Genomic DNA, 18,997 nt, shown 5'->3' with positions numbered 1-18,997 from the left:
AGGGTTATCTCAGGCAACGGTCCTGGCGGGTCAGGTCACGGCCGGGTAACGTCATTCCCATCGCGGCGATCCGGGCGGTCCCGGGCTTCAGTTCATACCTGATGGCGTTGCGGGTTCGACTCCCGCCGTCGCGTCCAACTCTCTCGGGTGGTGCGGGTCGACCTCGTGCTTCCGAGGCCGGATGATGGAGGTATGCCCTCCGCCCATCGTCCAGGACTGCGCGTCTCGGCGGGTCTGACGATCCCCGAGGCGGAGCTGTCGTGGCGCTTCTCGCGGTCCTCCGGTCCCGGAGGGCAGGGGGTGAACACGGCGGACTCCCGCGTGGAGCTGGTGTGGGATGCCGCGAACTCGGCGGCACTGTCGCCCTCGCAGCGGGTCCGCCTCCTCGACCGCTTGAGCGGACGCCTGGTCGGAGGAGTGCTGACGATCGCCGCCTCCGAGCACCGCGCACAGCTGCGCAACAGGGATGCCGCGAGAGATCGGCTGGTCGCCCTGGTGGCCGAGGCCTTGCGTCCCCCGGCCGCGCCGCGCCGGCCGACGAAGCCGAGTCGGGGGTCGAAGGAGCGTCGGCTGCAGGCGAAGCAGCGGCGCACCGACGTCAAGAGCCTGCGTCGTCGCCCCCGCGAGGACTGACGGCGATTCGCGCGCGTTCGTCAGTGCTTCGGTGAGGGGGCGAATCCGCTCTCGACCGGAGCCCAGCCGTTCTCGAGGATGACGAACCCTGCCTCCAGGGTGGCGAACGGATCGTCGTTCTCATTGACGAGAAGCTGCATCTGCAGGATGAAGCGCGCGTACACGCGGATCTCGGCCGTGGGCTCCGGAACTCCGAGTTCGTCGGCGATGGCGTCCGAGAGGGCGTCCTCGTGTCGGAGCCACATCTTGGCCGCGTAGTCGCGCAGCGCGGGGGTCTCGTTCAGGAAGCGCATGAAGGTACGGGTGACCTCGTCGCCGTGCTCGTCGACGTTCATGCGGAGTTCCGCGGCGTAGAAGTCGTGGATCGCGCGGTTGATCGTGCTCCCTGCGGGGCGATCGCGCACGGCGGAGACGAGGCGGTCGCGCTGCTCGTCGTCTTCGTCGAAGACGAGCGCCTCCTTCTGGGGAAAGTGCGCGAAGACCGTCGTCGGTGAGACGTCGGCGGCGTCGGCGACCTCGCGGATGCTCACGTCGTCGAAGCCGCGTTCCAGGAACAACCTCGTCGCGACGTCGGAGATCGTCTTCCGTGTCGCGGCCTTCTTCCGTTCGCGTCGTCCGAGTGGCTCCGTGTTCGTCATGCGCCCAGCATAGCGTGAACCAACTCCAAAACTGGCTTGACACCAAAACTGGTATCACTACACTTTCGGTATGACTTCACCTCAACACCTCACTCGACGCGATCAGAACCGCGCCTGGATCATGCTCATCGTGCTGACGATGCTGACGGTCATCGGCATGACCGTCGTCCTCCCCGTCCTCCCGTTCGTCGTGCTGCAGTACGTCTCGCAGGAGAGCGACCTCGCCATCTGGGTCGGAGTGCTCGAGGCGGTCAACGGGCTGTGCGCCTTCCTCGCCGCACCCTTCCTCGGGCGCCTGTCCGACCGCTTCGGCCGCCGGCCCGTGATCATCGTCGCCGCGTTCGGCGCCGCCTTCTCGATGGCGTTGTTCGGCATCGGCGGCGCCATCTGGATCCTGGTGCTCGCCCGCGTCATCCAAGGCCTGACGGCAGGAGACCTCCCCGCCCTCTTCGCCTACCTCGCCGACATCACTCCGCCAGAGCAGCGCGCGAAGCGCTTCGGGCTCCTCGGCGCCCTCTCCGGCATCGGCACCATGATCGGTCCGGCGATCGGCGGACTCCTCGCCGCCGTGAGCATCCAGCTCCCCGTGTTCCTCACGGCCGCCGTCGCCCTCACGATCGCGATCCTCAGCATCTTCCTGCTTCCGGAGAGCCTCAAGCCCGGCAACCGCATCACATCGATCAGACTGCGCGACGTGCAGCCGTTCGCGGTCTTCACAGACGCGTTCGGTCGCACGGAACTGCGTGGGCTGCTGATCGGCTTCGGCCTGCTCGCGCTGCCGTTCGGCTTCTTCGTGAACAACTTCAGCGTCCTCGCGCTCGACGCCGTGCAGTGGGGCCCGACGCAGATCGGACTCCTCACTGCGGCCGTCGGCATCATCGACATCCTCATCCAGGGGGTGCTGCTCGGCATCCTGCTTCCGCGCATCGGCGAGCGGGGAGTGATCGTGAGCGGCATCGTCGCGCAGATGATCGGCCTCGCGGCTCTCGCCATCGTCGCCTCGATCTTCGCCCAGCCCTGGGTGTTCATCGTCGGAGCCCTCATGCTCGCCGCGGGGCAGGGCGCCTCGCAGGCTGCGATGGACGGAGCGATGTCCAATGCCGTCGGAGACGACGAGCAGGGCTGGCTCGGTGGTGCGACCCAGTCGCTGAACGCGGCGATGGGCACGGTGGCTCCCCTGATCGCGGGAGCGCTGTACGCGCTGGTCAGCCATGCCGCGCCGTACTGGCTCGGCGTCGCGCTCATGATCGTCGCGCTGGTCGTCGTCAGTCGTGCGCACATCGCGAACACCGCAACGCGTCCGATGGCGGCACGCTCCGGCGAGGCGCCGAACGAGTTCGCGGATGCGGTGGGCTAGGGGCGCGACCGGGGAGAGGGGAGAGTCCGCTGACCCTCAGTCCTTCCCTCCACGCACGAGCTCGAGCCCTGCTCCGGCGAACTGCCGCAGCGTCGCATCCGGCAGGAACGCCCGCGTGAGCGCCCCGCCGATCCGGGTGAGGTCGCTCTCGTCGCGGAACAGCAGGTACATGGTCTCGTAGCGCGGGTGGAACTTCTGCTTGAAACGGTGCAGCGACCCGAACCCGTACACCGGCTCGAGAGCATCGGCCAGGCGCTCGCTGAGCGCGGCGATCACGCCCGCGTCCGGAGGGTAGTCGTGGGCGAGCGGGGCGCCGGAGAGCGACATGATCTGCGCTCCCTCCTCGGAGAACTGCTTCGCCGACGAGCCGATCAGGAACTCCATCACCGGGCCGAAGCCGCCCTCGCGTCGCCGCATCAGGTCGAGGGTCCAGCCCCGCACCGCGCCGTCGCCGCCGTACACGGGGAGCCAGGAGAGGAAGCCGTCGACGTCGCCGTTGGGAGCGATCGCCAGGGCGAGGCGCACCTCCGGGTCTTCCGCCTCGTCGAGGGTTCCGAGCGTGAACCGCATCTCCGGCAGATCCTTGTCGCCGACCCACGCCTCCGAGATCCCGCGCAACTGCTGCTGTACGCCCCAGGGCTCCTTCTTGAGCTGCGTCAGGCGGAAGGTCATCTCCTCGCGCCCCGCCCGGTTGAGCGAGGTGCGCACGGGACCCCACCGCTTGCCGGTGAACTCCAGTCCAGGAAGGTCGACGATCGTGTCATCCGCCACGACGAGACTGCGCCACGTGGACGGGACGGCGGCGCGCGTGGCTTCATCCGCACTGAAGAAGCAGGGGACGAGCCCGGCGAGTTCGGCGGTGCGGATGAAGTCGGCGACGGCTTCGGCGCGCGCATCCGCCGGTCCGATCGGGTCTGCCAGGGCGAGCGCGACGCCGTTGCGGCGCTGATACGCGACGATGCCGCCGGCGACCCTGGCGTAGCTGTTGCCCTCCCACGTGGTCATCCACGAGAGGGTGCCGCCCCCATGCGTGCGCAGCTCCCGCTTCATGTCATCCGTCGTCGGGGCCGGCTGGAGCGCGAGCTTCGCCCTGCGCCGTGCGCGGAACGCATGACGCCCCCACACCAGATAGATGAGCATGACGAGCCAGAGGAAGCCGTTCGCGAGCGCGAGCTCGGTCTCGCCGTCCCAGCGGAGGTCGAGCTGGGCCTGGCTGAACACCGTGATGAGGGTCAGCACGAGCGCCGCCACCAGAACGTTGAACAGTCCGAGCAGGAGGGCGAGCACCCAGGTCCAGCGCCGACCGCGACGAAGCCCGTTCACGAGCACGAGGATCACCACGAGGTCGATCGCGAGGTCGATGAAGCCGCCTGACGCCGGATCGGTCGGCCCGAACGGTCCGTCCGTCGGAACGAAGGTGGTGATGATCTCGACCGCCCCGAGGACCAGGATCGAGACCACCGCGATCAGCCTCTGCTCACGGACGGTCGTGTGCCGCACGCGCAGGGTGCGATCGACGACGAGGATCAGCAGCACCGCGAGCAGGTGTTCGAGGTCGGCGACCTTGCCCCAGAACAGCATCGCGATGAACACGAAGCCGAGCAGGATGAGCCAGGCGCGCACCCGCCATGGCGGGCGGAACAGGCCGACGGCCGCGGCGATGCACGCCATGGTGCCGCCGGACGCTCCGACATCGAGCGCCTGCGCCTGTTCGGTGGCCCATGCCCACGGGAACTGCGACAGCACGAGCAGCAGGAGGGCGGTCGCGAAGATGGCGAAGAGCTGCCCGACACCGTAGTACGCGAGCGCGACCCTCGACCCGCGGCGGAACTCCAGGTAGGCCATGCCCCAGAAACCGGCGATCGTGAAGACGTAGACCCATGGCTGGTTGACGAAGAACGTGCCCGTCAGCGGGGTCCACCACATTCCGGCAGCGAGGTTCGGCAAGCCGTAGGCCACGGTCGGGAACAGCGGCGTGTCTTCGAACGGTGCCCAGAGCCCGTGCCAGACCACCCCGACGACGAGGATCAGCAGCACCATGGTCAGCGTCGCCGGGATCCGCCGGATGACGGCGACGGCGCGGCGCGGTCCGGGGAGCGCTGCTCTGTCATGCGCTCAGCGTAGCGAGGGCGTCACCGTGCGGTGCAGTGCCCTCTCACTCGCCGCGCAACACCCGACGCAGATCGGCGATCTCGGCGTCGTCCATGCCGCCGCTGCGGAGATAATCGGCGACATCGCCGTGGTTCGCGGCGATCCAGTCCAGTGCCGCCTCGATCGCCGACGCGGGCGACTCGGTCGCCAGCGTCTTCAGCCCTGGCGTGAGGGGGACGCCGAGGGAGGTGATGAGGAGGGTGAGCGCATCCGCGAGTCCGAGGGCGAGGTTCTTCTCGGTCTGCGTGTAGTCCTCGACGATCACCTCGCGCGGCACCCCGGCGACCGACAGCAGGATGGCCGCGGCGAGGCCCGTGCGATCCTTGCCTGCCGTGCAGTGGAACAGGACGCCGGGGCGATCGGTGCGCGATGCGGCGAGCACGGTGCGAGCCACGGTCGCGAACGGCGTGGCACTGCCCTCCAGGATCGAGACGTACAGCTGCTCCAAGGTGGGCACCTGCTTCAGCGCCTCAGCGACCTGGGTGACGGAGAGACCGGCACCGCGCGCCGATGGGAGCAGGTGCTTCACCATCTCGTCCATGGCGCCGCCCTGCATGGGCAACGGCAGCAGCGTCACGCTCCCGTCGTCGGGCAGGCGATCCGCCGCTCGAGCGCGCTCGCCGTCGGTGCGCAGGTCGATCACGGTGCCGATCCGCAGGTCGACGAGTTCCTGCATCCCTTCGTCGGTGAGCGCGGCAAGCGCGTCCGAGCGGAAGAGGAGGCCGGATGCGAGCGTTCCTCCGCCGGTGAGCGGAAACCCGGAGAGCTCTCGAGCGTTGTGCGTCCCCTGCAGAATCGACGTCAGTTCCATGGTCGTCCGGGCCCTCTCCCTGATTCTGGTCTCAGCGTATCGGGCGTGCACATCCGGCGTTCCCACCGTTTCGGGGTGGTCGTGGACGTTTCGTCCTGTGCTGCACATATACAGGTATGGAGCGAACCGAGGAGAACGAGATGCGCGGCATCGGGGATGACGATCTGGACCGCGCGCTGCACGTCGCGAGCGAGCTGATCGCGCCGCGAACGCCGGAGCTGGAATGGGAGCTGGCGAGGCTCTCGGTCGCGATGAGAACGCGTGGTCGAAGAACTCGGTCCCGTCGTGTCGGAGCGATCGCGGCCGCCGGTGGTATCGCCCTCCTCTTGGCGGGCGGCGCGGCGGCCGCGGCCACAGGCCTCTGGCGGCCGTGGGCGGAGGCGCCGGACGGAACGTTCACCTACGTGCTGCCCAGCGGGATCGAATGCGAGGAGCGGGTGGGCGAGATCGCGGCAGAGAACCCCGAGGTGCGCGTGGCGATCCAGAGCATCTTCCGGGACACCGACGTCGTCGCGGCGGCCGATCCCGCGCAGTGGGAGCGTCGACTGGAAGGGCAGCCCGAAGCCATCGAGACCGCCCGCTCATGGATCGAATCGGGCCGCACCACACTCCCCACAGTCGACGACGTCATCGCGCAGATGGCCATGTCGCGCGCGGTGAACGACGTCGTCATCACCGAGCTCGAGGAGCGCGGGTTCGACCCCGAGCGGCCGGACAACATGATCGCCTCGAGCGGACAGGCGATCTGCACGGAGGAGGGCCGGTGAACTCGGTGTCGGGAGGGGGTGCCGGAGCCCGCGCCCTCGATTGCATCTCGGCGTGCTCGCCGGATCTGCTGGCGTATTTCGAACGGAGAACGGCGAGCGCTGACGCCGCCGATCTCCTGTCCGAGACGATCCTCACGGCATGGCGTCGTATCGACGACCTGCCGAAGGACGACATCGAGGCGCGGATGTGGCTGTTCGGGGTCGCGAGGAGGATCCTCGCGAACGCCGAACGGGCATCCGTGCGGCGGTGGAAGCTCGCGGAGCGACTGCGGAGCCACCTGGCCACCCATCCACAGACACACGACGACGCCCAGGCGAGCGACGTGCGTGATGCGGTCCGCAGGCTCCCGGACGACCTGAGGGATCTGATCGGACTCGTGCATTGGGAAGGCTTCACGCTCGAAGAGGCGGCACGCATCATCGGCATCCCCGCGTCCACGGCGAGGGGAGGTATCGGAATGCGCGGCGCCGGCTCGCTGACGTGCTGCTGTCGCCCGAGGCTGCCGGCTCAACGGCCTCGGTCTCCGAGGGTGGCTGAGCCGGCGTGCCTCCTCAGCCGCTGATCGCCTTCTCGATGGCCTGTTCCAGGTCGTCCCAGTCCTGCAGCACGACCTGCTCGCCGTCGACGAAGAACGTCGGCGTGCTGTTCACCTGCAACTCCTCGCCGTCGGTCTTGTCGGCCTGCACACGTTCCGCCGTGGCAGGGTCGGCGACGGCCGCATCGTAGGCTGCCAGGTCGAGCCCGAGGTCGGCGGCGAAGGCCCGGAACACCTCGGGCGTCTCCTCGGTGTTCTCGCCCCACTGCGACTGGGTCTCGAACAGCCGGTGGTACATGTCCTCGAAGCGATCCTGCTGGGCAGCCGCCTCTGCGGCGATCGCGGCCTGCGTGGAGTTGATGTGCCCCGGGAGGGGGAAGTACCGCACGACATACGTGATGTCGCCCGCGTACTTGTCGCGAAGCTCTTCGACGACGGGGTAGAACGCGCCGCACGCCTCGCACTCGAAGTCCAGGAACTCGACGACGGTCACGGCGTCCGCGCCGCCGTCGTCGAGCACGTGCGAATCGGTGCGGATGGGCTGCGTGGGAGCATCTCCGTCGTCGGCAGAGGGGGATGACGGTCGTTGCGAGAGCGCGATGACGATGGCGGCGATGAGAAGGACGATGACGACGGCGATGGTGATCAGCGTCGCTTTGACAGAGGTTTTCATGGGGTCTCCAGACACACGGGATACGACGGGGAAGGGATGCCGCCGAGGCGGCTCGATGCGCGCGTCGCGGTTCAGGTGCGGGAGATCGAGAGCTGAGCGAGGGTGAGAGCGGGAACGAGGATGTGCGGACCGGCACGCGGCGGTGCCGTCGTCCGGGGTGCGTGCGCGAGGCGGAGGCCACGCCGTCGATCGACGAGTCGACGGAACAGGAGCACGAGCGCGACGACGCAGAGCGCCGCGATCACGCACAGCGCCGCGTCGGATGACACCGCGTCGACCGCAAGGGTGTCCGTCGCGGTGGCCGTGCCCGTGCCTGATGCGGTGGAGGTCGGGTCCGAGACGCCGGCCGCGAGGCACAGCGTCGCGTGCACATCGGCCGTGCCGTGCGAGGTCGACCAGGCGCCGACGACGAGCAGCAGCGCGAGGCCGACGGCGGTGATGATCCGGGCGATCAGCAGCCGCTCGTCCCGCGCTCGCGGTATCCGATCCGGCGATGTGGGCAGCATTTCCCGCGCAGTCTAGCAACGGCGCCTCTGTCCGCTCCGGGGCCGGTACGGCGTCGGCACGCCTACACTGGAGGGGTGGCGAGACTACTGATCATCGGCGGCTTCCTCGCCGCCGTGTTCTGGGTGTACAGCATCGTCGACTGCGCGGTGCAGCCGGCGACGCGGCACCGAGGCGTGTCCAAGACCGCCTGGATCTTCATCGTGGTGCTCCTGCCCGTCATCGGCGGCATCCTGTGGTTCGTGATCGGCCGTCGCCGCGCGAACGATTCCGGGACCCGCCCCGTCATCGCTCCGGATGATGACCCCGCGTTCCTGCGCAGCATCAGCAAGACGGAGCAGGACGCGCGGATCCGCCGGCTCGAGGAGGAGCTCGCCCGCCTGGATGACGAGACCGACGAGCCGCCGGCCACGGACCAGCGCCCGTGACCTCATCGCCGGCCATGGATGCCGCGGCATCCCTGATCGCCGACCTCGTCGCCCACGGTGTGCGCGACCTCGTGCTGTCTCCCGGCTCCCGGTCGCAGGCGCTGGCGCTCGCCGCGGTGCGTCTCGCGGAAGAGGGCCACGTGCGGGTCCACGTCCGCATCGATGAGCGCGTCGCCGGTTTCACCGCGCTCGGCATCGCCCGCGAGACGGGTGTGCCCGCGGCGGTCATCTGCACCTCGGGGACGGCCGTCGCCAATCTGCTGCCTGCCGTGATGGAGGCTTTCCACGCCGGCGTCCCGCTGCTCCTGCTCACGGCCGACCGACCGCCCGAGCTGCGCGGGGTCGGCGCGAACCAGGCCACGCTCCAAGACGGTCTCTTCCACCCGTGGGTGCGCGATCAGGTCGATGCCCCCGTGCCGGGAGACGGCGACTGGTCGGGGCTCGGCGAGCGTGCGGTCGCGGCGGCGATGGGGGTGCGCGAGGTCGAGCACGGGCTGCCGGCGGTCGCGGGTCCCGTGCACCTGAACCTCCCCTCGGGGAGCCCTTGTCCGGCACGCTGACCACCGTGGGGGTGGCTGCCGGTGATGCGCCATGCCCCCGACGGGTGAGCCGCTGGTGCTCGAACGCGGGCCGCGCACCGTCGTGGTCGCCGGCGCGGATGCGGGGCCGGATGCCGAGGAGCTCGCCCACGCGGGCGGCTGGCCCCTGATCGCGGAGATCGTGAGCGGGGCCCGCTTCGGGCGCCAGCTCGTGCACGGCTACCGGCGGCTGCTCGCCCGCGACGATCTCGGCCGCCGCATCGAGCGCGTCGTCGTGCTCGGCCATCCCACCCTCAGCCGGGAGGTCACGGCGCTCCTGTCGCGGACCGATGTCGAGGTCGTCGCCCGGCGTCGCGGCGGCGAAGCACTCGACCTCAACCACCGCACCCGCGGCGTCGGCGCCGTCTCCGTCGCTCCTGGCGCCCCCGACCGCGACTGGCTGGGCGCGTGGCTCCAGGCCTCCACGGCCGAGGTCGTCGACCTGAGCGAGAAAGCGCCAGACCCCGAGGGGCTCGCCTCCACCGACTTCGCCGCTCGTCGGGAGGCCGTCAAGGCCGAGCTCGATGCCGTCCGGCGCCCGCTCGACCGCGAGCTCCTGGTCGATGCCGTGTGGCGCGCCACCTGGCCGCACGATCGACTGGTGTTCGGCTCGTCACGGCTGGTCAGGGTCGCCGATCAGGTGCTGGGCGGCAAGAAGGTCCCGGTGCACGCCAACCGCGGTCTCGCCGGCATCGACGGCACGATCGCCACGGCGACCGGCATCGCTCTCGCCAGTCAGGCGGCCGGAGCACCCGGGGTGACCAGGGTGCTGCTCGGCGACCTCGCCTTCCTGCACGATGTCGGCGCTCTCCTCCTCCCGCCCGACGAGACCGAACCGCGGCTCCAGGTGATCGTCGGCAACGACGGCGGCGGAACCATCTTCGATTCGCTCGAAGTCGCGTCGTCCGCGCGCGCCACCGATCTCGATCGCGCGTTCTACACCCCGCACACGGTCCGCCTCGAGCACCTCGCCCTCGCGTACGGGTGGGAGTACCAGCGGGTCTCGACGCGCACGGCGCTCGACCAGGCGCTGACCTCGCCCCGCGGCGGACGCCAGATCATCGAGGTACCGCTGTCGCGGTGACTGGCAGGATGTGCGTATGAACGCGCACTCCTGGACGCAGACGCTCCGTGTCGGCAGCGGTTTCCGCCTCGCCGACCTCGACCCCGACGGCAAGCCGGGGTACACGCACGGCAAATCGCAGGGCCAGGCCGACCTCGCCGCCGGACTCGACGACCTCAACGAGCTTCAGGAGCGGCTGTTCGCCGAGAGCCGGGTCGGCACGGCGAAGGATTCGGTGCTCCTGGTGCTCCAGGCGATGGACTCGGCAGGCAAGGGCGGCATCGTCAGGCATGTCGTCGGCGGCGTCGATCCGCAGGGCGTGGCGCTGGCGGCCTTCAAGGCGCCGACCGCGGAGGAGCGCGCGCACGACTTCCTGTGGCGCGTCGAGAAGCGCCTGCCCGAGCCCGGCTTCATCGGCGTGTTCGACCGCTCGCACTACGAAGACGTGCTGATCGGACGGGTTCGCAAGCTCGCGCCGCCTGCCGAGATCGAGCGCCGCTACGACGCGATCAACGAGTTCGAGGCGCGTGTGGCCGCGTCAGGGACCCGGATCGTCAAGGTCATGCTGCACATCTCGCCGGAGGAGCAGAAGGAGCGTCTGATGGAGCGCCTCGAGCGCCCGGACAAGCACTGGAAGTACAACCCCGGCGATGTGGACGAGCGGATGCTGTGGCCGCAGTACATGGACGCCTATCAGACCGTGTTCGACCGCACCTCGACCGAGGTCGCCCCGTGGCACGTGGTTCCCGCGAACGCCAAGTGGTATGCGCGGCTCGCGGTGCAGGAGCTGCTGCTCGCGGCGCTCGAGGACATCGACCCGCAGTGGCCCGCCGCCGACTTCGACGTCGAGGCGGAGAAGAAGCGCCTCGCCGCCAGCTGAGCCGCTTCAGGCGAGGGCGTCGACCAGGGGACGGAACTTCACCCGCGTCTCGAGCAGTTCGCTCTCCGGGTCGGAGCCGGCGACGATTCCGGCTCCCGCGTACGCGGTGACCCCGATGGCGTCTTCTCCTGCAGTGAACTGGGCGCAGCGCAGCGCGATGGCCCATTCGCCGTTGCCCTCGGCGTCCACCCACCCCACCGGCCCCGCGTATCGTCCGCGGTCGAAGGGCTCGAGGTCCCGGATCGCGGCGATGGCCGCGGGGGTCGGCGTCCCGGCGACGGCGGCGGTCGGGTGGAGCGCGTGCACGAGGTCGAGCGCGGATTCTCCGTCGGCCAGCTCGCCCTCCACGTCGGTGGCGAGGTGGAAGAGGTTCGGCAGCTTCAGCAGGAACGGCTGCTCGCTCGCAGCCAGCACCCTCGTGTGCGCGCGTAGCGAGGCGAGCACGCTCTGCACCGCGTACTGGTGCTCGTCGAGATCTTTGGTGCTGGAGGCGAGGTGCGTCGACGCCTCGGTGTCGGCATCCGCGTCGGCGCCGCGCCCGATCGTACCGGCGAGCACGCGGGCGGTGACGGTGCCGTGCTGAACGGTGACCAGGGTCTCCGGGCTCGCGCCGATCAGCCCGTCGACCGCGAACGCCCAGGTGTCGGGGTAGCCGGTCGACAGGGCACGCACGAGGCGGCGCAGGTCCGACCCGGCGGGGATCGTCCCGGTGAGGTCGCGGGCGAGCACGACCTTGCTCAGCTCTCCCTCGCCGATGCGCGTCAGGGCTCGACGCACGGAGTCCTGATAGCCCTGCGGGCTCTGCGCTCCTGGCCCGACCGTGCCCGCCCAATGCGGTCCGTACGGGTGCGAGGCGAGCCCCGCCGCAGGCCCGGTGTCGGCCGCGAGTCGGATGCGCGTCTCCCAGAAACGGTGGCCGTGCCGGCCGAGCACCCGCGTCGGCACGATGAGCACGCTGTCGGCTGCTGACTCCTCGTCGAAGGTGAAGGCGCCGAAGGCGACGAGACCGGTGCCGGGGAGGCCGACGGGGTCGGAGATCTCCGCGAGGGCCGAGATCCCGCGCCACACGGTGGCGAGCGCTTCCGTGCGGGCCGTGCCGGCCGCGGGGCGGGGGCGCAGCTCCGTCAGGGGTTCGCCGACCGCGACGATCCCGTCCCCGCGGCGGAGCCAGGCGAGCGGACGGGCGGGGTCGGCGTATGCCAGAAGGTCTTCGACCGGGTCGATCTCGCGGGTCTCCACGACCAGGTGGGTGGTGTGCACGGGTCCAGCCTATGCCGCGTCGACGACCCGGAACTCCTAAGTCGTAGGGTGAACGGATGAGCGACGCGCGCCCCGCACCCGGCACCGAGATGGTCTTCCAGTGGCGGAAGTGGGACGGGTCGCCGCACTGGCGCCACGAGTGCGTGTATCTCGGGGCGGATGGGTGGGGCGACTGGATCGGCCAGCCGATCGGGTGGCACAGCATCCGTCCCGGTGCGGAGTTCCATGCGGCGGGTCCGAACGTGACCCTGGTGCCGGCAAGTGCGGATCATGCCGTGACCGTGAACCGGCGTCATCCCCGGGGCATGCGCGTCTACATCGACCTCGGCTGGGAGATCCGGTGGTCGGACGACCCGTTGCTGGCGACCGGCATCGACATGGACCTCGACGTCGTCCGGGTCGAGGGTGCACGCGGCACCTGGGTCGACGACCGTGACGAATGGGCGGAGCACAGCGTCCGGTACGGCTACCCCGTCGAGGTCATGACGCACCTCGAAGATCTCGCCCTCGACCTCGAGGAGCGGGTGCGCACCCAGGTCGCCCCGTTCGACGACGCCACCGCGGATCCGTGGCTCGACCGCCTCGAGGCGCTGGGCCTCGCGCCTAGACTGAATCCGTGACCCCGAACGAGAAGAACCGCGCCGATCTCGGCAAGGACCCCGCCCGCGTGAGCGGCATGTTCGACCAGGTCGCCGCAGGGTACGACCGCACCAACACGGCCATGACCTTCGGCAACGACGTCCTGTGGCGCGCCGCCACCACGCGCGCCGTCGCGCCGAAACCGGGGAGAAGATCCTCGACCTCGGCGCGGGGACCGCATCGTCGTCCGCATCGCTCGCGCGCAGTGGGGCCGATGTGGTCGCCGCCGACTTCTCGCCCGGCATGCTCGCCGAGGGCGAGCGTCGGCACGGCGCCATGCGCAATCTCTCCTTCGTCCAGGCGGATGCGACGGATCTCCCGTTCGCCGATGCCGAGTTCGACGCGGTGACGATGTCGTACGCGCTGCGCAATGTGAACGATCCGAAGAAGGCGCTGCGTGAGCTGTACCGGGTGACCAAGCCCGGCGGCCGGCTCGTGATCAACGAGTTCTCCACGCCGCCCGGCGCGCTCTTCCGCAGCGCCTATCGCTTCTACAACGCGCAGGTGCTTCCCCGGGTCGCCCGCGTCGCCGGCACCAACGGCGATGCCTACGACTATCTGAACGAGTCGATCCGCGAGTGGCCGGACCAGAAGAAGCTCTCCGCGTGGATCCGCGAAGCGGGATGGGCCGACGTCGCCTACCGCAACCTGTCGTTCGGCATCGTCGCCCTGCACAGAGCGCGCAAGCCCTCGTGATCCGTCCGGCGCGATCGCCGCACACGACGCAGGTAGGCTGAGAACGTGACTTCGAGCCCCATCGCCCCGGGTTCGCGGCTGGCGAGCCGTCTCGGGTTCAGCGACCGCGTCTTCATCGGCCCCGCCGCCCGAAAGGTCGCGCGCGCCATCGAAGAGGGTCTCGAGCTCGTCGAGACCGGGCTGGCCGACGACGTGCGCGTCGCCGATCCCCTGGCCGATGCCGCGAGCCGCTACCTCTACGAGGCGGGGGCAAGCGCATCCGTCCCGTGCTCACGCTTCTCGCCGCCCAGCTCGGTGACGGCAACACCCCGAGGTCGTCGACGTGGCCAAGGCGCTCGAGATCACGCATCTCGGCTCGCTGTACCACGACGACGTGATGGACGGCGCCGACCGCCGTCGAGGGGTGCCCGCCGCGCACGCGGTCTGGGGCAACAACATCGCGATCCTCACCGGCGACATCCTGTTCTCCCGTGCCAGCCAGCTGATGTCGCGGTTGGGCGAGCGGGCCATCCGTCTTCAGGCCGACACGTTCGAGCGTCTGGTCCTCGGGCAGATGCACGAGACTCTGGGTCCGCAGCCCGACGACGACCCGATCGCGTTCTACATCCAGGTGCTCGCCGACAAGACGGGGTCGCTGATCGCCGCTGCCACTCAGGGCGGCGTGATCTTCTCGAACGCTCCGACCGCGTTCGAGGAGCCGCTCCGGGTGTACGGCGAGAAGATCGGCGTCGCGTTCCAGCTGCTCGACGACGTGATCGACCTGTCGGCGAAACCCGAGGAGACGGGCAAGGTCCCGGGCACCGACCTGCGCGCCGGTGTGCCGACGATGCCGTATCTGCTGCTCAAGGCCGAGGGCGATGCCGCGTCTGTCGACCTCGCCGCGCGCATCGACGACGGGGTCGCCCTCATCGCCGACGGTGCGGACCCGGCGATCCTCGACGGGCCGCTGGACGAGCTCCGTGATCACGCGGTGACGCAGAAGACCCTCGAACTCGCACATTCCTGGACGCAGGATGCCGTCGACGCCCTCGAGCCGCTCCCGCGCGGCACGGTGCGCGAGGCGCTGACCCGATTCGCTGAGACCCTCGCCGAACGCTCCAGCTGAACCGGTGCGGGGCGCCTTCTGGTGGCCCGCCGGCTGCGTCGGCATACGAAAGGACCTCCCATGACCAAGCTCAGACTGGCCATCGTCGGCGCGGGACCCGCGGGCATCTACGCCGCGGACATCCTCTTGAAGGCCGAGCGCAAGTTCGACGTGTCGATCGACCTCTTCGAGCAGCTCCCGGCGCCGTATGGGCTCGTGCGCTACGGCGTCGCCCCCGACCACCCGCGCATCAAGGGCATCATCACCGCGCTGCGCGATGTGCTGGATCGCGGTGACATCCGGTTGTTCGGCAATGTCCGCTTCGGCGAGGACATCACTCTCGACGACCTCAAGAAGCACTACAACGCCGTGATCTTCGCGACCGGCGCCATCCGCGACACGACGCTGGACATCCCGGGCATCGACGCGGTCGCGTCCTACGGTGCGGCCGACTATGTCAGCTGGTTCGACGGGCACCCGGATGTTCCGCGCGAGTGGCCGCTGGACGCCGCGTCCGTCGGAGTGCTCGGCAACGGCAACGTCGCGCTCGACGTGGCGCGGATGCTCGCCAAGCACGCCGAGGACCTGCTGGTCACCGAGGTGCCGGCCAACGTCTACGAGGGTCTCCAGGCCAGCGCGGTCACGGATGTGCACGTGTTCGGACGTCGCGGTCCTGCTCAGGTGAAGTTCACGCCTCTGGAGCTCCGCGAACTCGGCGAGCTGCGCGATGTCGACATGGTCGTGTACGACGAGGACTTCGACTACGACGACGCAGCGAGAGATGCCGTCGCCAGCAACAAGCAGGTCATGGTCATCGACCGCATCCTGCAGTCGTGGCGCAAGCGCGACTCGGTGAACAACGCGGGGGGCTCCGCGTCGCGCCGTCTGCACCTGCACTTCTGGGCGCGCCCGGTCGAGGTCCGCAAAGACGATGCCGGACGCGTGGCAGCCCTCGTCTACGAGCGCACGAAGCCCGACGGTCAGGGTGGTGCGGTGGGCACCGGCGAGATGCGCGAGGTGCCGCTTCAGGCGCTGTACCGCGCGATCGGCTACTTCGGCTCGCCGCTGCCGGGGGTGCCGTTCGACAAGAAGCACGGCGTGATCCCGAACCGCGAGGGCCAGGTGCTCGCGAAGGACTCCAACGAGCGCGTCGCCGGCATCTACGCCACCGGCTGGATCAAGCGCGGACCCGTGGGTCTGATCGGGCACACGAAGTCCGATGCGATGGAGACCGTGCGGCACATCATCAACGACCAGGGCTCCTGGTGGCACCCGGAAGACCCCTCGGAGGAGTCGGTCGTCGAACTCCTGCGTGAGCGCGGCGTTCGTTGGACCGACCTGGACGGATGGCACCGCCTCGACGAGCACGAGATCGCCCTCGGCGCGCCGGCGGAGCGGGCGCGCGTCAAGGTCGTCCCGCGCGACGAGATGGTGCGCGTCTCGCGCGGCGAGTAGCCGTGTCACCTGCCCCCGGCGGCCGCGTCGGCTAGCCTGGCGGCGACGGGGAGGAACGCATGGCCGATTGGATCCCGGATGTGCTCGGCGACGAGTTCGAGCAGCTCACCCTCGACCTGGGCGCCGACGAGCAGGGTCCTGTCATGGCCACTCTGGTCCGTGCGCTTCCGGTCGAGCCGGGCTGGTGGGAGCACGTGCGCGGCCGTGGACCCCTGCTCGAAGGCGTCGATGTGCTGTACGTGCACGGGTGGTCCGACTACTTCTTCCAGAAGCGGCTGGCGCGTTTCTGGACCTCCAGAGGCGCCCGCTTCTACGCGCTCGATCTGCGCAAGTACGGTCGTAGCCTGCGCGAGTGGCAGACGCCGGGGTATGTCGCGGATCTCGCCACCTACGACGAAGACATCGCCGCCGCGCTCGAGGCGATGGGGCGTGCGGGCGGGGAGTCCCTGCAGACCCGTCGTCTCGTCCTGCTCGGTCACTCGACGGGCGGCCTCACACTGAGCCTCTGGGCGTCGAGGCACCCCGATGCGGTGGATGCGGTAATTTTGAACAGCCCCTGGTTGGAGTTCCAGTTCGCGCCCGCCCGTGCCGCGATCGCACCGATGGTCGAACTGCAGGCGCGGATCCGTCCGTTGGAGGCAGCGCCCCAGGTCGACCTCGGCTTCTACTCGCGGGCGCAGCAGGAGGTCGCCGATCCGGACGATCCGATGGAGGTTAATCCCCTCTGGCGCCCTGTGCAGACCATGGCGGTGTATGCGGGCTGGCTGCATGCGATCCTGTCGGGTCACAAGACCGTGGCAGCGGGGCTGTCGATCAGCGCGCCGGTGTGCGTGCTGCTGTCGGCGCGGTTCGTTCCCCCGACCCGGTGGTCGGACGACATCACCTCCGCGGACTCCGTGCTCGTCGTCGACGACATCGCCCGCGCGGCGCTCCGGCTCGGTCCGAGCGTCACGGTCGAACGCATCGACGGCGCCCTGCACGACGTCTTCCTCTCCCGGCACGAGGCGCGGGAGGATGCCTACCGACGCCTCGAGCGCTGGGTCACGGGCTGGCGTGCCACCTGGTGAGGTCGCTCACAGGCAGTACATCGCCCTGACGAGGCGTTCGGCCGCGTCGCCGTCTCCGCGTCCCACCGCGTCGGCGAAGTCCGCGTACACCGTGCGCATCCGACCGCGGTCCGCTGCCGGTACCACCCAGTCGCGGAGGTTCCGGAACAGCACGATGCTCGCGTCCTCCATCAGCGTCCGATGCTGCGTGTTCCCGCTCCGGTCGGCCAGGTAGGAGAACACAGCCCACCGCGCCTGGCAGGTCGTCGCCGGATTCTCCAGAGAGGCCGGCAGTGCGGTGATGAGCCTGCCGACGTGCTCGCGCTGCGCAGCGGAGAGACGCGGCACCGCCAGTCGCGCGGCGATACCCGCCTGATAGCCCGCGAAGTCCAGCGACTGCGCGATCGAGTCAGGAGTCACCTCCGTGACCTCGGTGTACCTGCTCGGATACATGGTCACCAACCCGAGTCTCTCGAGGCGTTGGAGCGCCTCGCGGACGGGTGTGCGCGACACGTGCAACTCCTCCGCCACGTCGACGTCGCGGATGCGCTCGCCCCCTGCCAATGTGCCGTCGATGATCAGTCTCCCCACGTGGTGGAAAACCTCTTCGGCGAGGAGTTGCTTGCTCTCGCCGATGCTCGTCGATCCGATACTGCCCATGGATCTGCCCCCAGTAGCCCTTCTCATCCCGAGCGCCCCCGATCCGCCCGGAGGGCGAGTACGTCATGAGGTCGCATCGGATGCCGATAACGCCCATTCGACTCCGTGATCCGCGTGGGGGCGCGGAACAAGGGGCGAACGGGTTCCTTCTTCTTGTTCTCTTCTCGTGGTTTTGCGGCCGGCGGATACGGGACATCCGCCGGCCGCGGAAGACGTGAACGCATGGAACTGCCGTGGCCTCGTCCCCACGAGGGTCGGCCCTCGCGATTCCCGAAATCGCCCAGCCGTACACCGGCAGTGCGTCATCCCACGATCACGTCGTCAGCCGCAGCGAGGCGACCGAATCCAGTCTTGAGCACTGCAACCCAAATATCGGAATGCAATATGGTGAAAGGTAGCATGACACACCTGTGCAGGGCGTGAGAAACCCCCACCCGATCTGTGCCGGATGGGGGTCATCGCCGTCAGTGTCGGCGATGCAGCCTCAGCGGTAGTTGATGAACTGCAGGTCGAGGTCGAGGTCCGCACCCTTGAGCAGGGCGATGACCGACTGCAGATCGTCGCGGCTCTTGGACTGCACGCGCAGCTCGTCTCCCTGGATCTGGCTCTTGACGCCCTTGGGGCCCTCGTCGCGGATGATCTTGTTGATCTTCTTCGCGTTCTCCGAGGAGATGCCGTCCTTGAGCGTCGAGACGATGCGGAACTCCTTGCCGCTGGCGAAGGGATCGCCCGACTCCAGGCTCTTGAGGGAGATGCCGCGCTTGATCAGCTTGGACTGGAACACGTCGAGCACGGCCTTGGCCCGCTCCTCCGAGTTCGCGATGATCAGGATGCTCTCGCCGCTCCAGGCGATCGACGCGCCGGTGCCCTTGAAGTCGTAGCGCTGCTCGATCTCCTTGCGTGCCTGGTTCAGGGCGTTCTCGGCCTCCTGGTGATCCACTTTCGAGACGATGTCAAAGGAACTGTCAGCCATACAGGAAGTGTATCGAGCCTGTCGATTCTCCAGAGTCGTGGAAGCGTTTTCACTCGGCGATCGTCGAAATCACTCGGTCACAGGTTGATATCGCAACTCCTGCTCGTTGCAAAGTCCCATGATTTCGATGCATACTGTAAGCGCTTGCAGTCCATGTAGGCCAAC

Annotated in this window: 17 protein-coding genes, 1 tRNA gene and 3 pseudogenes; 13 read left to right on the top strand and 8 right to left on the bottom strand. The window is 69.1% G+C overall.

Going from position 1 to position 18,997, the window contains the following annotated elements; genetic code table 11:
• The first annotated feature begins 61 nt into the window (after positions 1-61).
• Positions 62-137 (top strand) — tRNA-Met (locus tag K1X59_RS16115).
• A 55-nt stretch (positions 138-192) separates the two neighbouring features.
• Positions 193-633, top strand: a complete 441-nt coding sequence (gene arfB / locus K1X59_RS16110) for an alternative ribosome rescue aminoacyl-tRNA hydrolase ArfB (protein WP_220173577.1) — start codon at positions 193-195, stop codon at positions 631-633.
• A gap of 20 nt (positions 634-653) precedes the next feature.
• Here the strand turns inward: arfB and K1X59_RS16105 are convergent, their stop codons facing one another.
• Entirely contained in the window at positions 654-1,271 is a 618-nt protein-coding gene (locus K1X59_RS16105) for a TetR/AcrR family transcriptional regulator (protein WP_183150792.1), read from the bottom strand.
• Positions 1,272-1,341: 70 nt separating this feature from the next.
• On the opposite strand from K1X59_RS16105, the gene tet(42) reads away from it, so the two are divergent.
• Positions 1,342-2,628, top strand: a complete 1,287-nt coding sequence (gene tet(42) / locus K1X59_RS16100) for a tetracycline efflux MFS transporter Tet(42) (protein WP_258566884.1) — start codon at positions 1,342-1,344, stop codon at positions 2,626-2,628.
• A 36-nt stretch (positions 2,629-2,664) separates the two neighbouring features.
• Here the strand turns inward: tet(42) and K1X59_RS16095 are convergent, their stop codons facing one another.
• Together K1X59_RS16095 and K1X59_RS16090 are read right to left on the bottom strand one after the other, a co-directional pair.
• Positions 2,665-4,668, bottom strand: a complete 2,004-nt coding sequence (locus K1X59_RS16095) for a bifunctional lysylphosphatidylglycerol flippase/synthetase MprF (RefSeq protein ID WP_258566883.1) — start codon at positions 4,666-4,668, stop codon at positions 2,665-2,667.
• Between the two features lie 115 nt (positions 4,669-4,783).
• Positions 4,784-5,590, bottom strand: coding sequence for a tyrosine-protein phosphatase (locus K1X59_RS16090; RefSeq protein ID WP_183150791.1), 807 nt, complete (start codon positions 5,588-5,590; stop codon positions 4,784-4,786).
• 140 nt (positions 5,591-5,730) lie between these two features.
• On the opposite strand from K1X59_RS16090, the gene K1X59_RS16085 reads away from it, so the two are divergent.
• Together K1X59_RS16085 and K1X59_RS16080 are read left to right on the top strand one after the other, a co-directional pair.
• On the top strand, positions 5,731-6,357 hold the full coding sequence (locus K1X59_RS16085) for a hypothetical protein (RefSeq protein ID WP_220173576.1): 627 nt from the start codon (positions 5,731-5,733) through the stop codon (positions 6,355-6,357).
• Complete coding sequence (locus tag K1X59_RS16080) at positions 6,354-6,920, top strand: RNA polymerase sigma factor (protein ID WP_202045307.1); 567 nt, start codon at positions 6,354-6,356, stop codon at positions 6,918-6,920. Before K1X59_RS16085 ends, K1X59_RS16080 begins: the two co-directional genes overlap by 4 nt.
• Here the strand turns inward: K1X59_RS16080 and K1X59_RS16075 are convergent.
• On the bottom strand, positions 6,910-7,566 hold the full coding sequence (locus K1X59_RS16075) for a thioredoxin domain-containing protein (RefSeq protein WP_183150790.1): 657 nt from the start codon (positions 7,564-7,566) through the stop codon (positions 6,910-6,912). The genes K1X59_RS16080 and K1X59_RS16075 overlap by 11 nt on opposite strands.
• Positions 7,567-7,637: 71 nt before the next feature.
• Positions 7,638-8,072: a hypothetical protein gene (locus tag K1X59_RS16070; RefSeq protein WP_258566882.1), complete on the bottom strand. Its 435-nt coding sequence runs from the start codon at positions 8,070-8,072 to the stop codon at positions 7,638-7,640.
• A 75-nt stretch (positions 8,073-8,147) separates the two neighbouring features.
• On the opposite strand from K1X59_RS16070, the gene K1X59_RS16065 reads away from it, so the two are divergent.
• The 3 genes and pseudogenes from K1X59_RS16065 (at position 8,148) to K1X59_RS16055 (ending at position 11,019) form a co-directional block, all read left to right on the top strand.
• Complete coding sequence (locus tag K1X59_RS16065) at positions 8,148-8,498, top strand: PLD nuclease N-terminal domain-containing protein (protein WP_183150789.1); 351 nt, start codon at positions 8,148-8,150, stop codon at positions 8,496-8,498.
• Between the two features lie 14 nt (positions 8,499-8,512).
• Positions 8,513-10,160: pseudogene (gene menD, locus K1X59_RS22935) on the top strand (2-succinyl-5-enolpyruvyl-6-hydroxy-3-cyclohexene-1-carboxylic-acid synthase).
• A 16-nt stretch (positions 10,161-10,176) separates the two neighbouring features.
• The gene (locus tag K1X59_RS16055; protein ID WP_220173575.1) at positions 10,177-11,019 is read left to right on the top strand and encodes a polyphosphate kinase 2 family protein; all 843 of its coding nucleotides are present in this window, start codon (positions 10,177-10,179) and stop codon (positions 11,017-11,019) included.
• A gap of 6 nt (positions 11,020-11,025) precedes the next feature.
• Here K1X59_RS16055 and K1X59_RS16050 read toward each other — a convergent pair whose 3' ends face one another.
• Positions 11,026-12,279: an isochorismate synthase MenF gene (locus K1X59_RS16050; protein ID WP_220173574.1), complete on the bottom strand. Its 1,254-nt coding sequence runs from the start codon at positions 12,277-12,279 to the stop codon at positions 11,026-11,028.
• Positions 12,280-12,335: 56 nt separating this feature from the next.
• Between K1X59_RS16050 and K1X59_RS16045 the strand changes: the two genes are divergently transcribed.
• The 5 genes and pseudogenes from K1X59_RS16045 (at position 12,336) to K1X59_RS16025 (ending at position 17,220) form a co-directional block, all read left to right on the top strand.
• Complete coding sequence (locus K1X59_RS16045) at positions 12,336-12,899, top strand: hypothetical protein (RefSeq protein ID WP_183150787.1); 564 nt, start codon at positions 12,336-12,338, stop codon at positions 12,897-12,899.
• Positions 12,900-12,955: 56 nt separating this feature from the next.
• A pseudogene (locus K1X59_RS16040) lies at positions 12,956-13,614 on the top strand (ubiquinone/menaquinone biosynthesis methyltransferase).
• A 45-nt stretch (positions 13,615-13,659) separates the two neighbouring features.
• A pseudogene (locus K1X59_RS16035) lies at positions 13,660-14,719 on the top strand (polyprenyl synthetase family protein).
• A 60-nt stretch (positions 14,720-14,779) separates the two neighbouring features.
• Positions 14,780-16,153 (top strand): FAD-dependent oxidoreductase, encoded by a 1,374-nt coding sequence (locus K1X59_RS16030; RefSeq protein ID WP_220173573.1) that lies wholly within the window; start codon positions 14,780-14,782, stop codon positions 16,151-16,153.
• A gap of 59 nt (positions 16,154-16,212) precedes the next feature.
• Positions 16,213-17,220, top strand: coding sequence for an alpha/beta hydrolase (locus K1X59_RS16025; protein ID WP_220173572.1), 1,008 nt, complete (start codon positions 16,213-16,215; stop codon positions 17,218-17,220).
• Between the two features lie 6 nt (positions 17,221-17,226).
• On the opposite strand, the gene K1X59_RS16020 is transcribed toward K1X59_RS16025, so the two are convergent.
• Together K1X59_RS16020 and K1X59_RS16015 are read right to left on the bottom strand one after the other, a co-directional pair.
• Positions 17,227-17,859, bottom strand: a complete 633-nt coding sequence (locus K1X59_RS16020) for a GntR family transcriptional regulator (protein WP_183150786.1) — start codon at positions 17,857-17,859, stop codon at positions 17,227-17,229.
• A 484-nt stretch (positions 17,860-18,343) separates the two neighbouring features.
• Positions 18,344-18,832 carry a YajQ family cyclic di-GMP-binding protein gene (locus K1X59_RS16015; protein WP_045264630.1) on the bottom strand — a complete coding sequence of 163 codons (489 nt, stop codon included), beginning with the start codon at positions 18,830-18,832 and terminating at the stop codon, positions 18,344-18,346.
• Between the last annotated feature and the right edge of the window lie 165 nt (positions 18,833-18,997).

Source organism: Microbacterium sp. Se5.02b (assembly GCF_019464375.1).
Lineage (GTDB): Bacteria > Actinomycetota > Actinomycetes > Actinomycetales > Microbacteriaceae > Microbacterium.
The sequence above is the reverse complement of the archived record's forward strand: the minus strand, read 5'-3'. Positions and strand labels throughout refer to the sequence as shown.